Below are 15,465 nucleotides of genomic sequence, written 5' to 3'. Positions count from 1 at the left end.
GGCAAGGAGTGGTAAGCAGTACGCAGGAAAATTACACGTTCGCCCTGACCAGAAAATCTATGCCTATCTCACGCCAGGCTTCAATTTCTTTTTGCAGCCAGTAAGCCACTGTGGGGTGGACACTGACCCAGTCGCGTTTCATTTCAAGCTCAACCCTGCCCTTCATTTTCAGGCGCACATCTTCAAAATCAATTTCAGCGCGTGAATGCATGAGCATCACTGCCAGACGCAGTGCCAACACCGCCTTGGCAAAATCCTGGTCAGCCAGACCATCACCGACCTTGCGCAGATTGCCTTTCTGACTGAGGATGAGCTTGCTCATCACTCTTTGCTCACGTGTGGTAAAGCCCGCCATGTCGGCATTCTCTATCATGTAAGCGCCGTGCTTGTGATAACCGGTATGCGAGATCGCCATGCCGACTTCATGCAGGGTTGCACTCCATTGCAATAAGCGCACATAGGTGTCGCCAGCAGGTTTCAATTGCAAATACAGGGACTTGACCATGTCTGCGACGCGGTTCGCCCGCGACATATCAGTACGGAATAAATTCGCAAAGGATTCGACGGCAACTTCACGGCGGTCGCGCCTGGTGGCGCGCAGGTACAAATCCCACATCACCCCCATGCGCAAACCTGCTTCTATAGGCAGCAAGACACTGATATTAAATTCTGTCATCAAGCCTATCAGTATGGCCAGCCCACCCACTACCATCGCGACTCGCTCAGGCTTGATGCCGCTTAACTCCAGTTGATCTATCTGCCCGCATTGGACGCAATATTGTTTGAGTGCATTCAGGCTCTTCAGAGTCAGGCTGCCATCACCGAGGCCACCTTTACTGATGGCATCAGAAATCGCCCGCATGGTACCTGATGAGCCGTAAGCCTTGCGCCAGTGTTGTGGCTGGTAAGGTGGCGCCGCATCTTCAAACATCGAGCGGGCCGACAGAATGGCAGCTTCAAATGCGGCATCCGTCAAACGTCCGTCAGGGAAGAAACTGGCACTATGCTTGACCGTACCTATGCTGAAGGATTCGACCTTCAAAATCTCATGCCCATGCCCGAGTATCACCTCAGTCGAGCCACCACCGATGTCAAGGACCAGGCGACGCTCGCCTGGCACTGCCACGGCATTCGATACACCGATATAGATCAGACGCCCTTCTTCTTCACCAGAAATTACCTCAATCGGGCAACCTATGGCAGCCTCGGCCAGCGGCAATAATTGCGCGGCGTTTTTTGCGATGCGTATGGTATTGGTAGCGACCACCCTGACGCTTTCTACCGGATAGGCATTCAGAATTTCACGAAAGCGCGCCAGGCAATTAATCGCCTTCTGCATAGCATCTGGCGTCAGGTTGCCATTTTTATCCAGGCCCGCTGCAAGACGTATCGGGTCGCGCGCGCTCTTGATGACTTTGATGACATCGCCTTCATGCCTGGCAATGTGCATGCGAAAACTGTTGGAACCCAGATCAACGGCGGCCAGCATGTTTTCTATCCTTTACTGAGTGTGAATATGACAATCAAAAAACGCACCGAAAAAACAGGTGAATTACAGAATAAGCATAAATGATATTAATCATTTTTTATGACCATACAGTGACCTTGATAAACTGCGGTGGTCTGAGTGCCACAAATTGCTCAAGACTGTACAAAAAATCTTCTCTGCATGGCTTCCAGCCCTGTGGTCTTCAGCACTTCAGCCAGACGTTCTGCTGGCCGTTTGGCTGGCAAGCCCTTGTATTCTGCCACGATGAGCTCGTTTTTCATTGAATGCTCCCATCCTACCAGTTCTGTGACCCTGACCTGATAACCATGCGCCTCAAGTTGCAAACAACGCAGTACATTGGTGATCTGGCTACCGAACTCGCGCGTGTGTATGGGGTGACGCCACATTTCTGACAAAGGGTTATTTTTTACTGCATCACCCTTGGACTTGCGCAACTCTGCCGCGACTTCTGCCTGACAACAAGGTACCAGTACCATGAACTGGGCCTTCTTCTTGAGGGCAAACTGTATTGCATCATCTGTCGCTGTATCGCAGGCATGCAAGGCCGTGACAATATCGATTTTTTCTGGCAGAGCCGATGAAGTAATCGAATCGGCAACAGATAAATTCAAAAAAGACATGCCCGGAAAATCCAGGCGCTGTGCCAGTTCGGTGGAGCGCCGCACCAGTTCATCACGTGTTTCTATGCCATAAATCCTGGCCTTGCTTTGCGCCTGCTCAGATTTGAAGAACAGGTCATACAGGATGAAGCCCAGATAAGACTTGCCCGCACCATGATCCACCAGACTGATATCGGCATGGTCTTGCTGCAATTTCTGCAATAGAGGCTCTATGAATTGGTACAGATGATAAACCTGCTTGAGCTTGCGGCGGCTATCCTGGTTCATCTTGCCATCACGCGTGAGGATGTGCAGCTCCTTGAGCAACTCCAGCGACTGGCCAGGGCGTATTTCATGCTTTTCCGACTTATCCGCAGGGGCGATACTGGCAGTTTTCTTTTTCATGGCTTTCATTCATCGTGCACTAACATAAGGTCCAGCATGATAAGGCATAAGCACTTACCCGACAAAAAAAACAGGCTTTCGTCATACACAGTCGATGTCAAATCAGGTCGTAATTTACCTTAACAGTCTTTCAGAGAAATTTCCCCCTCAAAAGCATGGATGACACAGTCTGTGTCAATTACGCAATTATCAAAGGGCAAGCATGCATCATGGCAAACAATTAGGGCAAATAATAAGGGCAAACAATTAGGATAAATAATAGCCTATTAACGATTTAAGCTTTGTCCGTCACCAGCAGGATGGGTGACAGCAACACACACCACCCTGATCAATAAGCAAGGACACCCTATGAGCACCATCGCCAAAATCGAAATTGAACCGACAAACCCCTCCGATCTGAAACGCCGCAGTTTGCTACAACTGGCTGCAGGGCTTGCCGCAACAGCAACGGCAATACAAACAACAGCGGCCATTTCATCTCAAGCCACTCCAGCTGCAACAGGCAAGCCCGGAGACTTTCACTTCTTGTCTGGCAACTGGAAAATCAAACACCGCCGCCTGAAAGACAAGGAATGGGATATTTTTGAAGGTGAAGCCAGTGTCATTGAAATACTTGGTGGCGTTGCCAGCGTAGAAGAACTGCGCATCCCCGCACGCGACTTCAGCGGCATGGGCCTGAGGCTGCTCGATACAGAACGCAAGTTATGGGCTGACTACTGGGTCAATGGAAAAAATGGCGTATTGACCCCAGCACCATCCGTGGGCAGCTTTGTTAATGGCGTAGGCACCTGGGAATCAGCATACAAGGACGGAGAACAAGCCATACTGGTACGTGGCATCTGGGACCAAATCACCAGCAATTCCTGCCGCTGGTACCAGAGCATCTCAAGCGACCAGGGGCAAAGCTGGCAAGAGAACTGGGTCATGCACTGGCAGCGCGCCTGAAGCGCTTACAATCAAGGACTACGGTAATTTAATGCGCCGCAGCCCTGGAAAATACATTCATGATAATCACACCAGCCATGATGAAGGCGATACCAATCAGGGCAGGCATATCCAGTTTTTGCTCAAACAAAAACCATCCTATAAGAGTAACCAGCACGATGCCAACGCCAGACCAGACTGCATAAGCCACACCCACAGGTATCACACGCAGAGTCAGGGACAGGAAATAAAACGCCAAACCATATCCCAGTACCACTAAAACTGATGGCCACAATCTGGCAAACCCCTCGCTCGCTTTCAATGATGAAGTAGCGATAGTTTCAGCAATGATGGCAATGCCTAGTAACAGCCATTTATTCATAATGCCAGCTCCTGAAGTTGTTGCAGGTAAGTCGCCCAATTGAAATACCAGCGACAATACTCAAACTCAATTTATTGAGGAAATGCCAAATGCAGAAAAGCAAAAAGCCAACCCCATAAGGTTGGCTTTTTGCTATATATCTTGGTAGGCCGTGCGGGATTCGAACCTGCGACCAACGGATTAAAAGTCCGCTGCTCTACCAGCTGAGCTAACGACCCAAAATTATTGCAACTGCTAAAAAATTTAAAGACTTAGTAACACGACCCAAGTCTTTGTGATTCGTGGTAGGCCGTGCGGGATTCGAACCTGCGACCAACGGATTAAAAGTCCGCTGCTCTACCAGCTGAGCTAACGACCCCCGAAAGACCAAAATTATAGTATGTTCCAGGTACTCTGTCAACGGCGTTACTGGAATAAGAAAGGACAGGCCTGTCAGGCAGGCCTGATTTTCCTGTCCTGCCATAGGGAGGACAGTATGCAAGGCAGGAGATTTTGGCGTCGCCGTTCAGCAACGCCGCTATGAGGCTAGCTTACTTCAATCCCGCCAAACGATTTTTGGCTGCCTGCGCAGCTTCAGTATCCGGGTATTTGGCCAAAACGCTTTCCAGCACTTTTTTGGCCGCAGGTTTTTCTTTGAGCTCGATATGGCAGGCGGCCATATTCAACAACGCATCAGGTGCTTTGGGATGATCTGGATAATTTTTTGCTACTTGCTGCATACTCAATATCGCGTTGCGGAAGTCGCGCTGGGTAAAGTAAGAAAGCCCCAGCCAGTATTGCACCGATCCTGCATAGGCGGATTGAGGGTAGTTTGCCAGGAAGTTGGTGAAGGCAGGAACAGACGCCTTATAGTCGCCAGCCTTGAACAAAGCCGCAGCAGCTTCAAAGGTGCGCTGCTCAGTGGGATCTACAGTCGCCTCCTGGCCATCGACTGTCACGCGCTTGGGTTCCAGCTTACGGACTCGATTATCGAGATCCACATAAAAATCCTGCTGGCGCTTCTGGGCATTTGTCACATCATTCGACAAGACTTCTATCTGGCCGCGCAATTTGGAAATTTCTGCGCGTAGCGCTTCATTTTCATTTGCCAGCTCCAGTGCAGTGCCCTTGTCTGCCTTGGTCTCCAGCCTGGAATCCAGCCTGGCGTTGACCGCATCCACTTTTGCCCGCAAATCCAATATGGCTTTGCGCGCCTCATCATCGTCAAATATACCGGCAGACGCCATGGTAGGCAAAAATGCGCAAGACAGCGCGGCAGCAAGAATGGTGGTGCGTATGGAGTTAAGTTTCATGGCAATCTGAAAAAATGAATACGCGCTGCACGCTCGCATCCCGAATTATTGCTTCACACGATCATTCGGGGCACCAGCACAAAATGCAGCGCCAAATACAAAGAAAGCCTCAACAGAGGCTTTCAAATACCGGATTACTTGTACAGAATATCTGCGCGACGGTTTTCTGCCCAGGAGGCTTCGTCACTACCAGTTGCCTTTGGTTTTTCCTTACCCAAAGAAACTGCTTCGATTTGCGCATCGGACACACCCAGCAAAGTCAGTGATTTGCGTACAGATTCTGCACGCTTTTGACCCAGCGCCAGATTGTATTCACGGCCGCCGCGTTCATCGGTATTACCTTGAACCAGGATATTACGGTTCTTGTTCGTTGCCAGAAATTTTGCGTGTGCATCAACCACTGGTTTGAACTCTTCTTTGACGGCATAGCTATCATAGTCAAAGTACACGCTACGTTTGGCCAATGCGCCTTGAGTCAGCGGATCAACAGTCGCGGTGACTTGTTTCACAGTGTTTGTATCTGCGCTGGCTGTTGCCATTGTATTTGTGGATTTATCTTCGACTTTCTTTTCTTCCAGTGGCACTTTGGAAGCACAGGCTGTCATCAGAACAACGCTGGAAATCAAGATCGCCAGGGTTTTGGATTGGGATGTAATACGCATTTTCTCTCCTGATTAATCAAATAGTAAATACCGCTTATTTCATGAAAGGACCCCAGGTGGGCTCCCGAAAATCTCCGGCCTGAACCGGTAATTTATATTTCACCTTGCCATCAATCGACACTACTGCCAACTCGCCACGACGCCCAGAATCGGTTGCGTACATGATGTAACGTCCATTTGGCGAGAAACTCGGTGACTCGTCCCTGGTGGTATCAGACACTCTTAATTCCTGGCCGCTGGCCAAGTCCAGTACATATAACTGGAACTTGCCATCACGACGTGAAATATAAGCCAAAGTCTTGCCGTCGGGGGATATTCTTGGGGTGATATTGTATGATCCAGTAAAAGTCACGCGTTTGGGGTCTCCACCGCTTGCACTCATTTTATAGATTTGCGGGCCGCCACTCCGGTCACTGAGAAAGTAAATCGACTGACCATCGGCAGAATATTGTGGCTCGGTGTCAATCGAAGAACTGGAGGTCAGTTTTTGCAAATTGCCACCACTGGCACTCACTGTAAATATCTGCGTCTGTCCGTCACGCGACAAAGCCACAGCCAGCTTGCTACCATCGGGCGACCACGCGGGGGCCGAATTATTACCCTTGAAGTTGGCAACTTCAGTCCTATCTCCGGTGATCAGGTTTTGCACGAGGATCACTGGTTTGCGCTTTTCAAAGGAAACATAAGCAACCTTGGTACCATCTGGCGACCAGGCTGGGGAAATGATTGGTTCAGAAGACCGCAAGGCTGGTATTGGCCCCTGACCGTCAGCATCAGCCACTTCGAGGCGGTATTCAGCGCCAGCCTTGGTTACGTAGGCAATGCGCGTAGAAAATATACCGCGCACACCGGTCAATTTTTCGTAGATGTCGTCAGCAATTCTGTGTCCCGCCAGACGCACCCTGCTGGGTGGTGTAGTCTGGGAGAAGCCGGACAGGGTGCTGGATTTCACAGTATCAAGCAGTTTATAGCGGACATCAAAGCGACCATCGGCCAGGCTTTGCACACTGCCCACAACCAAAGCGTAGGCACCCTTGGCTTTCCAGTCACCAAAATTGATTGGAGAATTTTCGTTCAGGGCCACGTTGGCATCAATGATTTTGAAGTAGCCACTGCGACCAAGGTCATCCTTGATGATGCTGGTAACTTGTTGAGGACTTAGTGCCTCGTCTGAAAAACCTGCAATGGCAATGGGAATCTGATTTGAGCCCACGCCCGCAACTTCAACCGTAATTTGCGCATAGACAGGGCCAAGACCAAACCCGGATAAATTAGTAACGGTAACAATTACCGCGGTCACTGCAACTTTTTTAAAAATGGACATCATTGGTGTTTATTCTTCCTTCATACGATAAACCAGCTTCACGCTAGGCGGAACTTGACCAGTTTTGTCACGTGGAAATGGGGCAGATTGCGTAATGCCCGCTGCAACCGCTTCATCAAAACTGGGAATCCCGGAGGATTTAACTTTGCGTATTGCACCACGGAGTGATCCATCTGGCAATAGGTTAATCATGTATTCCACTGTAGGATTACCCGCCGTGCTATCGATTCCACCGAAAATTGTATTGGATCTGACCTTGGCTGCGATCTTTGCGCCATAACCTGGATCACCGCTGTTATTGCCAGTAGATTTTTCGCTGGTGCCAGAACCGCCGCTACCCGCATTTGCGGCCTGTTTGGTGACACGTGCCATTTCTTCTTTAAAGGATTTATCGCTTTTTTCTTTTTCTTTGGCGGCCAGTTTCTTTTTCTCAGCTTCCTGAGCCAGTTTTTCTTCCTTGCGTTTTTGCTCGGCAAGTTTTTCCTGCTGCTCTTCCTTGCGTTTTTTCTCAGCGAGTTCGCGTTGATGCTCTTCTTCTTTTTTCTTTTCGAGCAATTTACGCTTTTTTTCCTGCGCCAGGGCAATTTCAGGGTCTTCCTGACGCACTTCCTCCTTGACTGGCACAGGTTCTTTCGGTTTTTCTTCCACGACAGGCTCTGGAACAGGAACGGGCTTGGGGGCAGCTTCACGGGTGGTCGTATCCCAGACCTCCGCCTCTACTGCGCTGCTTTCCTTGTTTTGCCAGCGCACACCTATCCATAAAAAACTTAACAAAACGACATGCACAAGGGCGGCCAGCGCTATGGATCGCAATTGCCCCTTCTGATGCTGATGAAAATCCGGATGTACTTGCTTGGAAACCTGATTCATAGTCATTAAGACTTTATTTGCCCGACTTGGTTCCGGAAATGTTGACCATGTCAGTGACAAAAAATGCACATTAAAGTTGTAACAGCTGAAATTATAAACCGCAAAAGACTTTTTCCTCATAATTCGTACTGAACTACGATACCCAGCATCTTTGGCGTCTTTGCATAGGCCTTTATATATTAACGCATAAGAAAAAACCAATCCGTGTAAAATTTGTAAGTGATTTGCGTATGTGCTAAAACTCATTTCATCAGCAGCCTCAGGATGAATTAAAGGCGGGCTAGCCTGTCTATATTTTGCACATCCCTGGGTTTGCGCGCTAACAATATCAAAAAAAATAACATAAGATTATCGATTTAAACACGCCGAGGACTATCATGTCGCACTTACCCACCCCAGGTGCCGTCATCTATGCCAAGAACCTGAGCAAGCTCAGCGGTTTTTACGAGCAAGTCCTGCGGCCGACCGCCACCCACGCAAATGACGACTATACGATTTTCGAGTTGCCGCATTTTCAGTTGGTTATTCATGCCATCCCGCCGCAGATTGCCAACACCTTCGAAATTTTGGTCCCGCCACAGCCAAGGTCAGACACTGCGATCAAATTAATGCTGCCTGTTGCCAGCATCAGCAAAGCCAGGGATGTGGCCGCCAAGCTTGGTGGCAGGATAGATGCAGAGAACTACGAATGGGAATTCCAGCATTACCGCATCTGCGATGGCTATGACCCGGAAGGCAATGTTATCCAGCTCAGGGAACATCTATCCAGATAAGTGCCATAAAAATCCTGAATGTTTGCGAGCTAACTTGAAACTTTCAATGTCATCGCATGTCCATCCAGTTCTTTACAAATTCAAGGACATGACAATGGACAGCGCAGATAAGCTCAGCAAGATCACGATTTCTTTACATTGGATCACGGCAATAATCATCATGGCTCTATGCGCTATAGGCTTATATATGACACGTGCCGAGGCCTGGGCTTTGTACCCGGTTCATAAATCCGTGGGTGTGCTGGTTTTATTTGTTGCCCTGTTGCGCGTTTTCTGGCGCATCAAAAATGGTTGGCCAGCAGCGGCGGCAGACTATACGCAGCTTGAACAGCGCCTGGCAAAAATCATCAAATGGGTGTTGATCATTGCCACACTGGCCTTGCCCATGAGCGGCATGCTGTTTTCTGGTGCCAGCGGTCATGGCTTTGGCATCTTTGGTCTGGTCATCGTGCCAGCCCAACATATGCCAGGCAACCCGGACCAGGCATTGGCCTATAGCGAATTCTGGGCTGAGACTGGTGAAAGCTTGCACCAGACAGCTGGCTACATCCTGATTGCAGCGATACTCTTGCATATAGCTGGCGCGCTCAAACATCACTTTATAGACAGAGATGCTACCTTGAAGCGCATGCTTGGCAAGTGATTGAGCGTTTAACGCAGCATCATTCCATGTTCAAGCTCAGGCAAGACTGACGGAGGTGAACGATCTGGCTTACTTGCAGAGCTCTTGAAGAAAATATCATTGGCCAAAAAAATGAAATTTAAAGACCTCGCGACGACGGATATCAACACCTTGCTGGATATGCTCATGGACTTGGGGAAGAGCGATGGTGTAGCCGAAATTCGCACAGATGCAGCAGCAATTGAACTGGCCCTGTTTGGTGACCATCCAGCCGTCTCTGCCAAATTTGTCATGGTGGATGAAACTATTGCAGGGTTCGTCATTTACTCCTGGAAATGGGGCACTTTTGCTGGCGTGCGCGACATGTATATGCAAGCCATCTATGTGCGGCCTGAATTCAGGCGTCAGGGACTTGGCCTGACCATCATGCAGCATCTCGCCAGTATTGCTGTTGATGCAGGATGCTCAAGGATAGAATGGCTGACCGTCAAGGATAAGCAGATGAGCAAGGAATTTTATGATTCCATTGGCGCTGTAGAGGCCAACCATATGATGGTACGCCGTGTACAGGGTGACGCTCTACGTAAGCTGGCTGACTTGTGAACGATATGGATTTTACCGGCAATACTTGATGCAACCAAAAACCAGGCCTTACCCTGCTTTGCACCAAGGTAAGGCCTGGATAAGACTTTTATACATGCATGTTCACTTTCATAAAATCACGTCAGCCGCTTCAAGCGTCGCAAATACTGGCCTGGCGTACCTACATTCAAATAATCCTTGCCATCAAACACAAAGCTGCGTTTTTGCACTGTGCCGGTATAGGCACGCATGACGTCAGCAAATACGTTCATGATGATCGTACCGCCCAGATGCGGGTGATTGGTATCCATCTCTACCGTATAGGTACCAAAATACGCATACGGGCTGGCAGTGGCGAAGCTGTCTATCAGCAGGGAATGTGGCACTTCCCAGGGCTTTTGCGGCGTCAGCCAGGATGATTGTGGCTGACCGCTGAAAGGGTCTGCTGGTATCGCTAGCGGCGGATTTTGCGAGATCATCAGACTGAAGTGGCCGCTCTTGTCATACACCCAGTAACCTGCTGACGGATTACCCCAGGGGTAGGTTTTCTTGGTCGGGTCGCTGGGGTCGTCACCTATGTCCCAGGCTTCGACCATTTCCCAACTGCCGACGAGGGTTTGTGCGTTGAGGCTCATGTGAATTTCCTTCCACAATTTTGTGTGAACAAGCTATTTGGGAAAACCTTCATTGATCCAGGTCTGGAACATCGCAACCTGTTCTTTGGTAAAAGGTGGATAAGGCGGTGGTGGCATGCCGCCCTGTAACTGGTTCAGTACCATGCTAGCGTTCAGCCTGACATCATCATATTTGGTCAGGTCCAGCCGCCACATCATGGATGCACGAAACTGATTGAACAGCGGCGCAATATCTTTTTCAAATGAAACCTGGCTCATGATGTCAGCTCCATATTATTGACAGAAATTTTCCAGACACAGCCGCTAGCGGCGCGTGCGCGTATATCTTTTGTTGCGGTGAATTCAAAATCACCAAAATCGACCACATACATGAATGCACCATCTGGCGAAAAAGCGACATCGATGGGCCGGTGCCATGGTACAGACGCCAAAGCCGGCAATGCATGCTTGCTCCAGTCGCTGGTATCTACACGGATAAGATTACGCCCTACTCTTGGCCCCGGCGGCCCGGTCATGGGACGTTCATCGCCAAATTGCGTGACGATGAGATCGCCAGCATGGCGCAGCCCGGCAGGTATCTGCGCCATCTTGACTGCACAGGCATTGACATCGAAGGCCAGCAAGGGCATCTCTGGCGCTGGCAGTTCTGCATGATTAGCCAGCACAAAGGCCTGGCCTTCACCTTGCGGATTGCGATAAACAGGCGCGTTTATGGGTAAGCCTCCGAGAAAGTCTGGCCAGCCATACCAGGCACCTGGTTTTACTTCAAACAGAAAATCAGGGCAATTCCAGACTGGCCGCACACCGCGTACATCCGTACCCTGTTCGGTTGCGATAAGCCTGCCATCCGGTAGAAATAACAAGCCAAAGGCATTGCGTATGCCCCAGGCTACCAGTTCCAGGTCTGAACCATCCAGATTACAACGCATGATGCTGGCCGTGCATGGTCTCTGGCCTTGCAAGCGGGTTCCACCTGCGTGCACTTGCCCAAAGCGGGCAAATGCGCTGGTGGAAATTTGCTGACCTTCAGGGTCGGTGACTGTCGCTACATGGTCACTGAGCTCAATGTCATAGCCAGGTATATCTGGCGCATGCCTGGTTTCACGCAGCCAGGCCAGGTCGTGCGAATCCGTGCCTATGATGCCGCTGTTGGTCATGGCACCCTGGCCGAAATACATTTTATTGTCCGGCCCTACCGCCACCATATTGGTGTGGTAATTACCAAAGCCGGGCAAATAGTCGAGCAACACTGTCCAGTTACCGCTATGAATATCAAGGCGGCTGATGCGGCCTGGGTAACCGCCTTCAGAGATAATAAGGCTGTTGTCATGCCAGACCAGACCATTCACTGGTTGGCGCAAATTATTCAATAATTCCTGCACGCTGCCATCATCATTGACACTGAGTACCCGCCCGCCTTTGGCAGCACCATCAAATGGCAAACCCGTCTCTGCAATATATACCTGCCCCGCAGGGGAAACAGCAACACTGCTGGGAAAATTAAGATGGCGCACATAGGCATGCATGGCCGTGCGCTCGCTTTGGTCTTTTGGCATACTCAAGCGCCCAATCGTCAGTCGTTATACATCATGCGTACTGCCAGAAAGCACATATAAGCACCTGCCAGCAATTCCACACGCTTGGGCAAAAAATTACGTATCCAGTTGGCGAAATACAGGCCAAAGCAAGCCATGCCTGCGCTGATGACGCCGATGATGATGGCCGAATTCAACACGGGTGCACTGGAAAAGCTGACACCTGCGCCAGCAATGACATTGTCAAGACTCAGCGCCAGCGGCAAACCCAGCAAAAAGCCTGGGTGATTGACAAATTGCGGCAAGCCCCTGGCTTCACTTCTGTAAGCCAGCCACAAGATAATCACACCGCAAACCAGCATCGCAAATGGTGCAATTGTTGAGGCAAGCGGCCCCAGCATGCTGATCAGGCCATGCCCGAGCATCAAACCAAGGATGGCCGCACCCAGTTCACAGACACAGAACGCAATCGCCAGCATGTGTATGCGTTTGCGTTGCATGGGCAAGAGCCCCAAGGAGCTGCTGGCCTGCAAATTGTCGAGCCCGGCGACAATACCAAATAAGATGACCTCAAGCATGTTGCTTCTCCTTGTCCTGCAAACCATAAATGCGCAATACGCCACCCTGCTTGCCGAATACCAACGCACCGGCCACCATGTAATTGCCTGCCACTGCCGGCCCCAGGCAATAGCCATAGCCGCCATTCATGCCACCAGTCTGGTCACCAAGATCATCCTTCCACAACATCTTGCCGGTATAGACATCAAAGGCATACACAGCCACTTTGGATGTGGAAAAGAACACCAGGTCATTGACGACAACAGGTGAACTCAAACCGGATTCACCAGGCGTGCGGTACATCGGTGGTTGTGACTCTATGTACAGACGCGGGTCACTTTCATCCATGGCCCAGGCATCTTCCAGGGTTTCCCAGTCCAGGGCGCGCATGAAGGGGGTCGTGCGGTAATCAATGCCCGCTTCGACATTGTGATAATTATTGCCGCCTACACCGATGAACAAACGCCCCAGCGCAGTGTGCACCGCTGCCGTGCTATAGGTACCGGAATAATTTTCCTGGTCTTCTTCATCTGACTCCTGATTTGGCACATAGGGGTCCATGCGCTGGTCATTAGGAGAAACATGCGGATCTACCGTAGGTATCTGAGTGCCATCGTTATAATAAGGGAGCAGTTGCCGCCAGTTCAGCAATTCCAGCGTCGCTGCATCAAACCTGAAGAAACCACCATTCTTGCAGCCAGCAGTGACGATGCGGCGGCCATTGATCGTCATCAGTGTCGGTGAGCCACCAAAATCAACATCGACATCAGTAGCACGATAACTGCTTTCTGCCGGAGGCTGGCTAAAACCGCGGAATTGGCCAGTGGATGCATCCAGCGACAATATACCGTTGGAAAAACCTTTGCTGGGCAATGCACTGTCAGGCACAGGGTTGCCGGTTGCGCAGTACAGGCGATCCAGCCGCTCGTCGTAGGCAATTGATGACCAGACCGATGCCCCGCGTATGGCTGGATTATTCGGCCCCACAGAATACATCGCAGGCAAAGTGCCGCTCACAGATTCTGGCGGCAAGACATTGGGTAAATTGGGCACGCCTTCTTCATACTGACAGGTGCAGTATATCCATTGCACCTGGCCGGTCTGGGCATCCATGGCATAGATGAAGCCAAAGCAGCCGGGGTTTTCGCCCTCTCCCATGCCAACAAAAACCAGGCCATTGGTGCCATCTGCAGCCGCTACGACCGGAGATGACCAGCCAGCTGCTGGCACACCTGCTGACACATCCCCAAGATTGGATGTGGGTTGATTGAAATCAGGATCAGCGTGCCGCAAATCCACGACCCAGTTTAAGCTCAGGTCTGTCGCATTCAGGCAATAGAATTTGCCATTGAAGGCGCTGAAATAGACTTTATTGTCCCAGATTGCAGGGGTACAACCCATGCCCATGAAACCGTGCGTATCACCCTCGGTGGGATCTATCGGCCATTCATAATGCGCCACTGTCATGCCACTGGATAATTCTATTTTCATGAACTTGCCACCATTCGCACCAGGCAGTTCATGATTATTCGCCAGGCCCACGTACAGATAACCATCAACAATCGCAGGCACCGACAGGACCGGGCCAGGGATGGCTATATCGTGCAGTAATTTGAATTGATCAAGTGTGTCACGACTGATATCACTGCCCTGCACTTCACCCGTGTGCGCAGTATCGCCATGGAACATCCACCAGTTAGTTTGCGTCATTGCTGCTCTCCAGAATATCAGGCGGGAATATAATCAAATGTGGGGCCGGCAGTCTGACCAGGAACGACTTCCTGCGTCATCAGCAACTGCGCCTGCTCTCTGAGCGACTGCATGGACAGCAAGGCCAGTGCGAGATTGTCAGGCTGGCCGTTGAAGACATTGTGCAATTTGCGCAGCATGTCAGAGTAAGTGCTGTTGAAAGTCAGGTTCAGATCAGTAATGCGAGGTTTGCCGGCATAGCTATGCCTGTTTGGATTACTGATGACTGGATAAATGCCGCCAGCATCAAACTCTATGCGGTGGCCTTCAAATACCCAGCCTGGCTGACCTGGTTTTGGTCTGGGGTTGGCGATAAGTTTGCGGCCATGATAAATCTCTGCGTATTTGTAGTAATGCGCAAGTTCATGCTCAGGATCAATGGGGCTGGTATCGCTGCCCTCGCCCTGTTCAACGATCATGTCTATCGCCGCCAGCGCCGTTGCCTCATCATAGACCCCCTTGTTTTGCAATTCCCTGAAGCCCGTCACCAATTGTTTTTCTGGCGGACCGGTAAAGATATTACCCATCCTGGACAACTCGCAAATTTCTTTTTTGATGTGCGCATAGAACTCGCCTATGGTCACACCGTCTGCCGGAGGTGTTGTGCCATCCACGGTTTTTTCTGGCTCTTCTATGACCATGAATACATCGAGCAGTAATTGCTTGGATAGTGCAGCCAGGGGCACGATGAGGCTGTCCTCGACCGAACCTGGCAAGTTCCCGGGATAGTGAGGAATAAAGCGCGGATGATCAATTTTTGGATGTCCGCCTATGGCATTGAGGACATTGCAATCCAGCGACATGTGCAACATCTCTTGCTTGACGATGGATTTGATGAGATGGGCGGCTTCCAGATTCTGGTCTGTCTTGATCGAGTACAAGGCATACAGATACGGTGGTATGGTCGAATGCTCCAACTCTATGGCGGTCTGCAGGGAATGCTTGAGCAGCTTGAGCCTGTGATCAAAACTATTGTCACGGTGTTCTATTAACAGGTGCTTGAGGCGAATCATGAATTCTCCCGACGGGTAACAGTCCATTGA

Annotated in this window: 17 protein-coding genes and 2 tRNA genes; 4 read left to right on the top strand and 15 right to left on the bottom strand. The window is 50.3% G+C overall.

Translation table 11 applies throughout. The features are described from left to right. Positions 1–31 precede the first annotated feature (31 nt). Together ACO0LN_RS00185 and ACO0LN_RS00180 are read right to left on the bottom strand one after the other, a co-directional pair. Positions 32–1,489, bottom strand: a complete 1,458-nt coding sequence (locus tag ACO0LN_RS00185) for a Ppx/GppA family phosphatase (protein WP_422970422.1) — start codon at positions 1,487–1,489, stop codon at positions 32–34. 152 nt (positions 1,490–1,641) lie between these two features. Next, positions 1,642–2,514, bottom strand: coding sequence for a class I SAM-dependent methyltransferase (locus tag ACO0LN_RS00180; RefSeq protein WP_422970421.1), 873 nt, complete (start codon positions 2,512–2,514; stop codon positions 1,642–1,644). Positions 2,515–2,862: 348 nt separating this feature from the next. Here ACO0LN_RS00180 and ACO0LN_RS00175 point away from each other — a divergent pair, with 348 nt between their 5' ends. Continuing rightward, the gene (locus tag ACO0LN_RS00175; RefSeq protein ID WP_422970420.1) at positions 2,863–3,459 is read left to right on the top strand and encodes a hypothetical protein; all 597 of its coding nucleotides are present in this window, start codon (positions 2,863–2,865) and stop codon (positions 3,457–3,459) included. Between the two features lie 28 nt (positions 3,460–3,487). Here the strand turns inward: ACO0LN_RS00175 and ACO0LN_RS00170 are convergent, their stop codons facing one another. The 7 genes from ACO0LN_RS00170 to ACO0LN_RS00140 all read right to left on the bottom strand — a co-directional run bounded on the left by ACO0LN_RS00170 (position 3,488) and on the right by ACO0LN_RS00140 (position 8,214). Then, positions 3,488–3,820 carry an SMR family transporter gene (locus ACO0LN_RS00170; protein WP_422970419.1) on the bottom strand — a complete coding sequence of 111 codons (333 nt, stop codon included), beginning with the start codon at positions 3,818–3,820 and terminating at the stop codon, positions 3,488–3,490. Between the two features lie 142 nt (positions 3,821–3,962). After that, positions 3,963–4,038, bottom strand: a tRNA-Lys gene (locus tag ACO0LN_RS00165). 64 nt (positions 4,039–4,102) lie between these two features. Continuing rightward, positions 4,103–4,178, bottom strand: a tRNA-Lys gene (locus ACO0LN_RS00160). Between the two features lie 172 nt (positions 4,179–4,350). After that, a complete protein-coding gene (gene ybgF, locus ACO0LN_RS00155) occupies positions 4,351–5,112 on the bottom strand; it encodes a tol-pal system protein YbgF (protein WP_422970418.1) in 762 nt (253 codons plus the stop codon). A gap of 134 nt (positions 5,113–5,246) precedes the next feature. Beyond that, entirely contained in the window at positions 5,247–5,774 is a 528-nt protein-coding gene (gene pal / locus ACO0LN_RS00150) for a peptidoglycan-associated lipoprotein Pal (RefSeq protein WP_422970417.1), read from the bottom strand. 34 nt (positions 5,775–5,808) lie between these two features. Then, positions 5,809–7,098: a Tol-Pal system beta propeller repeat protein TolB gene (gene tolB / locus ACO0LN_RS00145; RefSeq protein WP_422970763.1), complete on the bottom strand. Its 1,290-nt coding sequence runs from the start codon at positions 7,096–7,098 to the stop codon at positions 5,809–5,811. A gap of 9 nt (positions 7,099–7,107) precedes the next feature. After that, positions 7,108–8,214 carry a TonB C-terminal domain-containing protein gene (locus ACO0LN_RS00140; protein ID WP_422970416.1) on the bottom strand — a complete coding sequence of 369 codons (1,107 nt, stop codon included), beginning with the start codon at positions 8,212–8,214 and terminating at the stop codon, positions 7,108–7,110. Positions 8,215–8,345: 131 nt separating this feature from the next. Between ACO0LN_RS00140 and ACO0LN_RS00135 the strand changes: the two genes are divergently transcribed. The 3 genes from ACO0LN_RS00135 to ACO0LN_RS00125 all read left to right on the top strand — a co-directional run bounded on the left by ACO0LN_RS00135 (position 8,346) and on the right by ACO0LN_RS00125 (position 9,966). Continuing rightward, the gene (locus ACO0LN_RS00135; RefSeq protein ID WP_422970415.1) at positions 8,346–8,741 is read left to right on the top strand and encodes a hypothetical protein; all 396 of its coding nucleotides are present in this window, start codon (positions 8,346–8,348) and stop codon (positions 8,739–8,741) included. Positions 8,742–8,835: 94 nt separating this feature from the next. Beyond that, positions 8,836–9,384 carry a cytochrome b gene (locus tag ACO0LN_RS00130; protein WP_422970414.1) on the top strand — a complete coding sequence of 183 codons (549 nt, stop codon included), beginning with the start codon at positions 8,836–8,838 and terminating at the stop codon, positions 9,382–9,384. A gap of 111 nt (positions 9,385–9,495) precedes the next feature. Continuing rightward, a complete protein-coding gene (locus ACO0LN_RS00125; RefSeq protein ID WP_422970413.1) occupies positions 9,496–9,966 on the top strand; it encodes a GNAT family N-acetyltransferase in 471 nt (156 codons plus the stop codon). Positions 9,967–10,082: 116 nt separating this feature from the next. Here the strand turns inward: ACO0LN_RS00125 and ACO0LN_RS00120 are convergent, their stop codons facing one another. From ACO0LN_RS00120 to ACO0LN_RS00095, 6 genes are read right to left on the bottom strand one after another with little or no spacing between them, the layout of a single operon-like run. Continuing rightward, positions 10,083–10,580, bottom strand: a complete 498-nt coding sequence (locus tag ACO0LN_RS00120) for a lipocalin-like domain-containing protein (protein WP_422970412.1) — start codon at positions 10,578–10,580, stop codon at positions 10,083–10,085. A gap of 33 nt (positions 10,581–10,613) precedes the next feature. Further along, entirely contained in the window at positions 10,614–10,838 is a 225-nt protein-coding gene (locus ACO0LN_RS00115) for a hypothetical protein (protein ID WP_162041848.1), read from the bottom strand. Continuing rightward, the gene (locus ACO0LN_RS00110) at positions 10,835–12,136 is read right to left on the bottom strand and encodes a PQQ-dependent sugar dehydrogenase (RefSeq protein WP_422970411.1); all 1,302 of its coding nucleotides are present in this window, start codon (positions 12,134–12,136) and stop codon (positions 10,835–10,837) included. Before ACO0LN_RS00110 ends, ACO0LN_RS00115 begins: the two co-directional genes overlap by 4 nt. A gap of 17 nt (positions 12,137–12,153) precedes the next feature. Then, positions 12,154–12,693, bottom strand: coding sequence for a manganese efflux pump MntP family protein (locus ACO0LN_RS00105; protein WP_422970410.1), 540 nt, complete (start codon positions 12,691–12,693; stop codon positions 12,154–12,156). Beyond that, entirely contained in the window at positions 12,686–14,383 is a 1,698-nt protein-coding gene (locus tag ACO0LN_RS00100) for a PQQ-binding-like beta-propeller repeat protein (RefSeq protein WP_422970409.1), read from the bottom strand. Before ACO0LN_RS00100 ends, ACO0LN_RS00105 begins: the two co-directional genes overlap by 8 nt. Positions 14,384–14,400: 17 nt before the next feature. Further along, a complete protein-coding gene (locus ACO0LN_RS00095) occupies positions 14,401–15,435 on the bottom strand; it encodes a ferritin-like domain-containing protein (RefSeq protein WP_422970408.1) in 1,035 nt (344 codons plus the stop codon). Between the last annotated feature and the right edge of the window lie 30 nt (positions 15,436–15,465).

Source organism: Undibacterium sp. TC9W (assembly GCF_049339865.1).
Classification (GTDB): Bacteria; Pseudomonadota; Gammaproteobacteria; order Burkholderiales; family Burkholderiaceae_D; genus Undibacterium.
Note: the sequence above shows the minus strand (reverse complement) of the source record. Positions and strands in the feature narration are given on the sequence as shown.

Bases quoted from the DNA above. Each gene is read 5' to 3' on its own strand.
- ACO0LN_RS00185 (WP_422970422.1), bottom strand. From the start codon at position 1,489: ATGCTGGCCGCCGTTGATCTGGGTTCCAACAGTTTTCGCATGCACATT.
- ACO0LN_RS00180 (WP_422970421.1), bottom strand. From the start codon at position 2,514: ATGAAAAAGAAAACTGCCAGTATCGCCCCTGCGGATAAGTCGGAAAAG.
- ACO0LN_RS00175 (WP_422970420.1), top strand. From the start codon at position 2,863: ATGAGCACCATCGCCAAAATCGAAATTGAACCGACAAACCCCTCCGAT.
- ACO0LN_RS00170 (WP_422970419.1), bottom strand. From the start codon at position 3,820: ATGAATAAATGGCTGTTACTAGGCATTGCCATCATTGCTGAAACTATC.
- ybgF (WP_422970418.1), bottom strand. From the start codon at position 5,112: ATGAAACTTAACTCCATACGCACCACCATTCTTGCTGCCGCGCTGTCT.
- pal (WP_422970417.1), bottom strand. From the start codon at position 5,774: ATGCGTATTACATCCCAATCCAAAACCCTGGCGATCTTGATTTCCAGC.
- tolB (WP_422970763.1), bottom strand. From the start codon at position 7,098: ATGTCCATTTTTAAAAAAGTTGCAGTGACCGCGGTAATTGTTACCGTT.
- ACO0LN_RS00140 (WP_422970416.1), bottom strand. From the start codon at position 8,214: ATGAGTTTTAGCACATACGCAAATCACTTACAAATTTTACACGGATTG.
- ACO0LN_RS00135 (WP_422970415.1), top strand. From the start codon at position 8,346: ATGTCGCACTTACCCACCCCAGGTGCCGTCATCTATGCCAAGAACCTG.
- ACO0LN_RS00130 (WP_422970414.1), top strand. From the start codon at position 8,836: ATGGACAGCGCAGATAAGCTCAGCAAGATCACGATTTCTTTACATTGG.
- ACO0LN_RS00125 (WP_422970413.1), top strand. From the start codon at position 9,496: ATGAAATTTAAAGACCTCGCGACGACGGATATCAACACCTTGCTGGAT.
- ACO0LN_RS00120 (WP_422970412.1), bottom strand. From the start codon at position 10,580: ATGAGCCTCAACGCACAAACCCTCGTCGGCAGTTGGGAAATGGTCGAA.
- ACO0LN_RS00115 (WP_162041848.1), bottom strand. From the start codon at position 10,838: ATGAGCCAGGTTTCATTTGAAAAAGATATTGCGCCGCTGTTCAATCAG.
- ACO0LN_RS00110 (WP_422970411.1), bottom strand. From the start codon at position 12,136: ATGCCAAAAGACCAAAGCGAGCGCACGGCCATGCATGCCTATGTGCGC.
- ACO0LN_RS00105 (WP_422970410.1), bottom strand. From the start codon at position 12,693: ATGCTTGAGGTCATCTTATTTGGTATTGTCGCCGGGCTCGACAATTTG.
- ACO0LN_RS00100 (WP_422970409.1), bottom strand. From the start codon at position 14,383: ATGACGCAAACTAACTGGTGGATGTTCCATGGCGATACTGCGCACACG.
- ACO0LN_RS00095 (WP_422970408.1), bottom strand. From the start codon at position 15,435: ATGATTCGCCTCAAGCACCTGTTAATAGAACACCGTGACAATAGTTTT.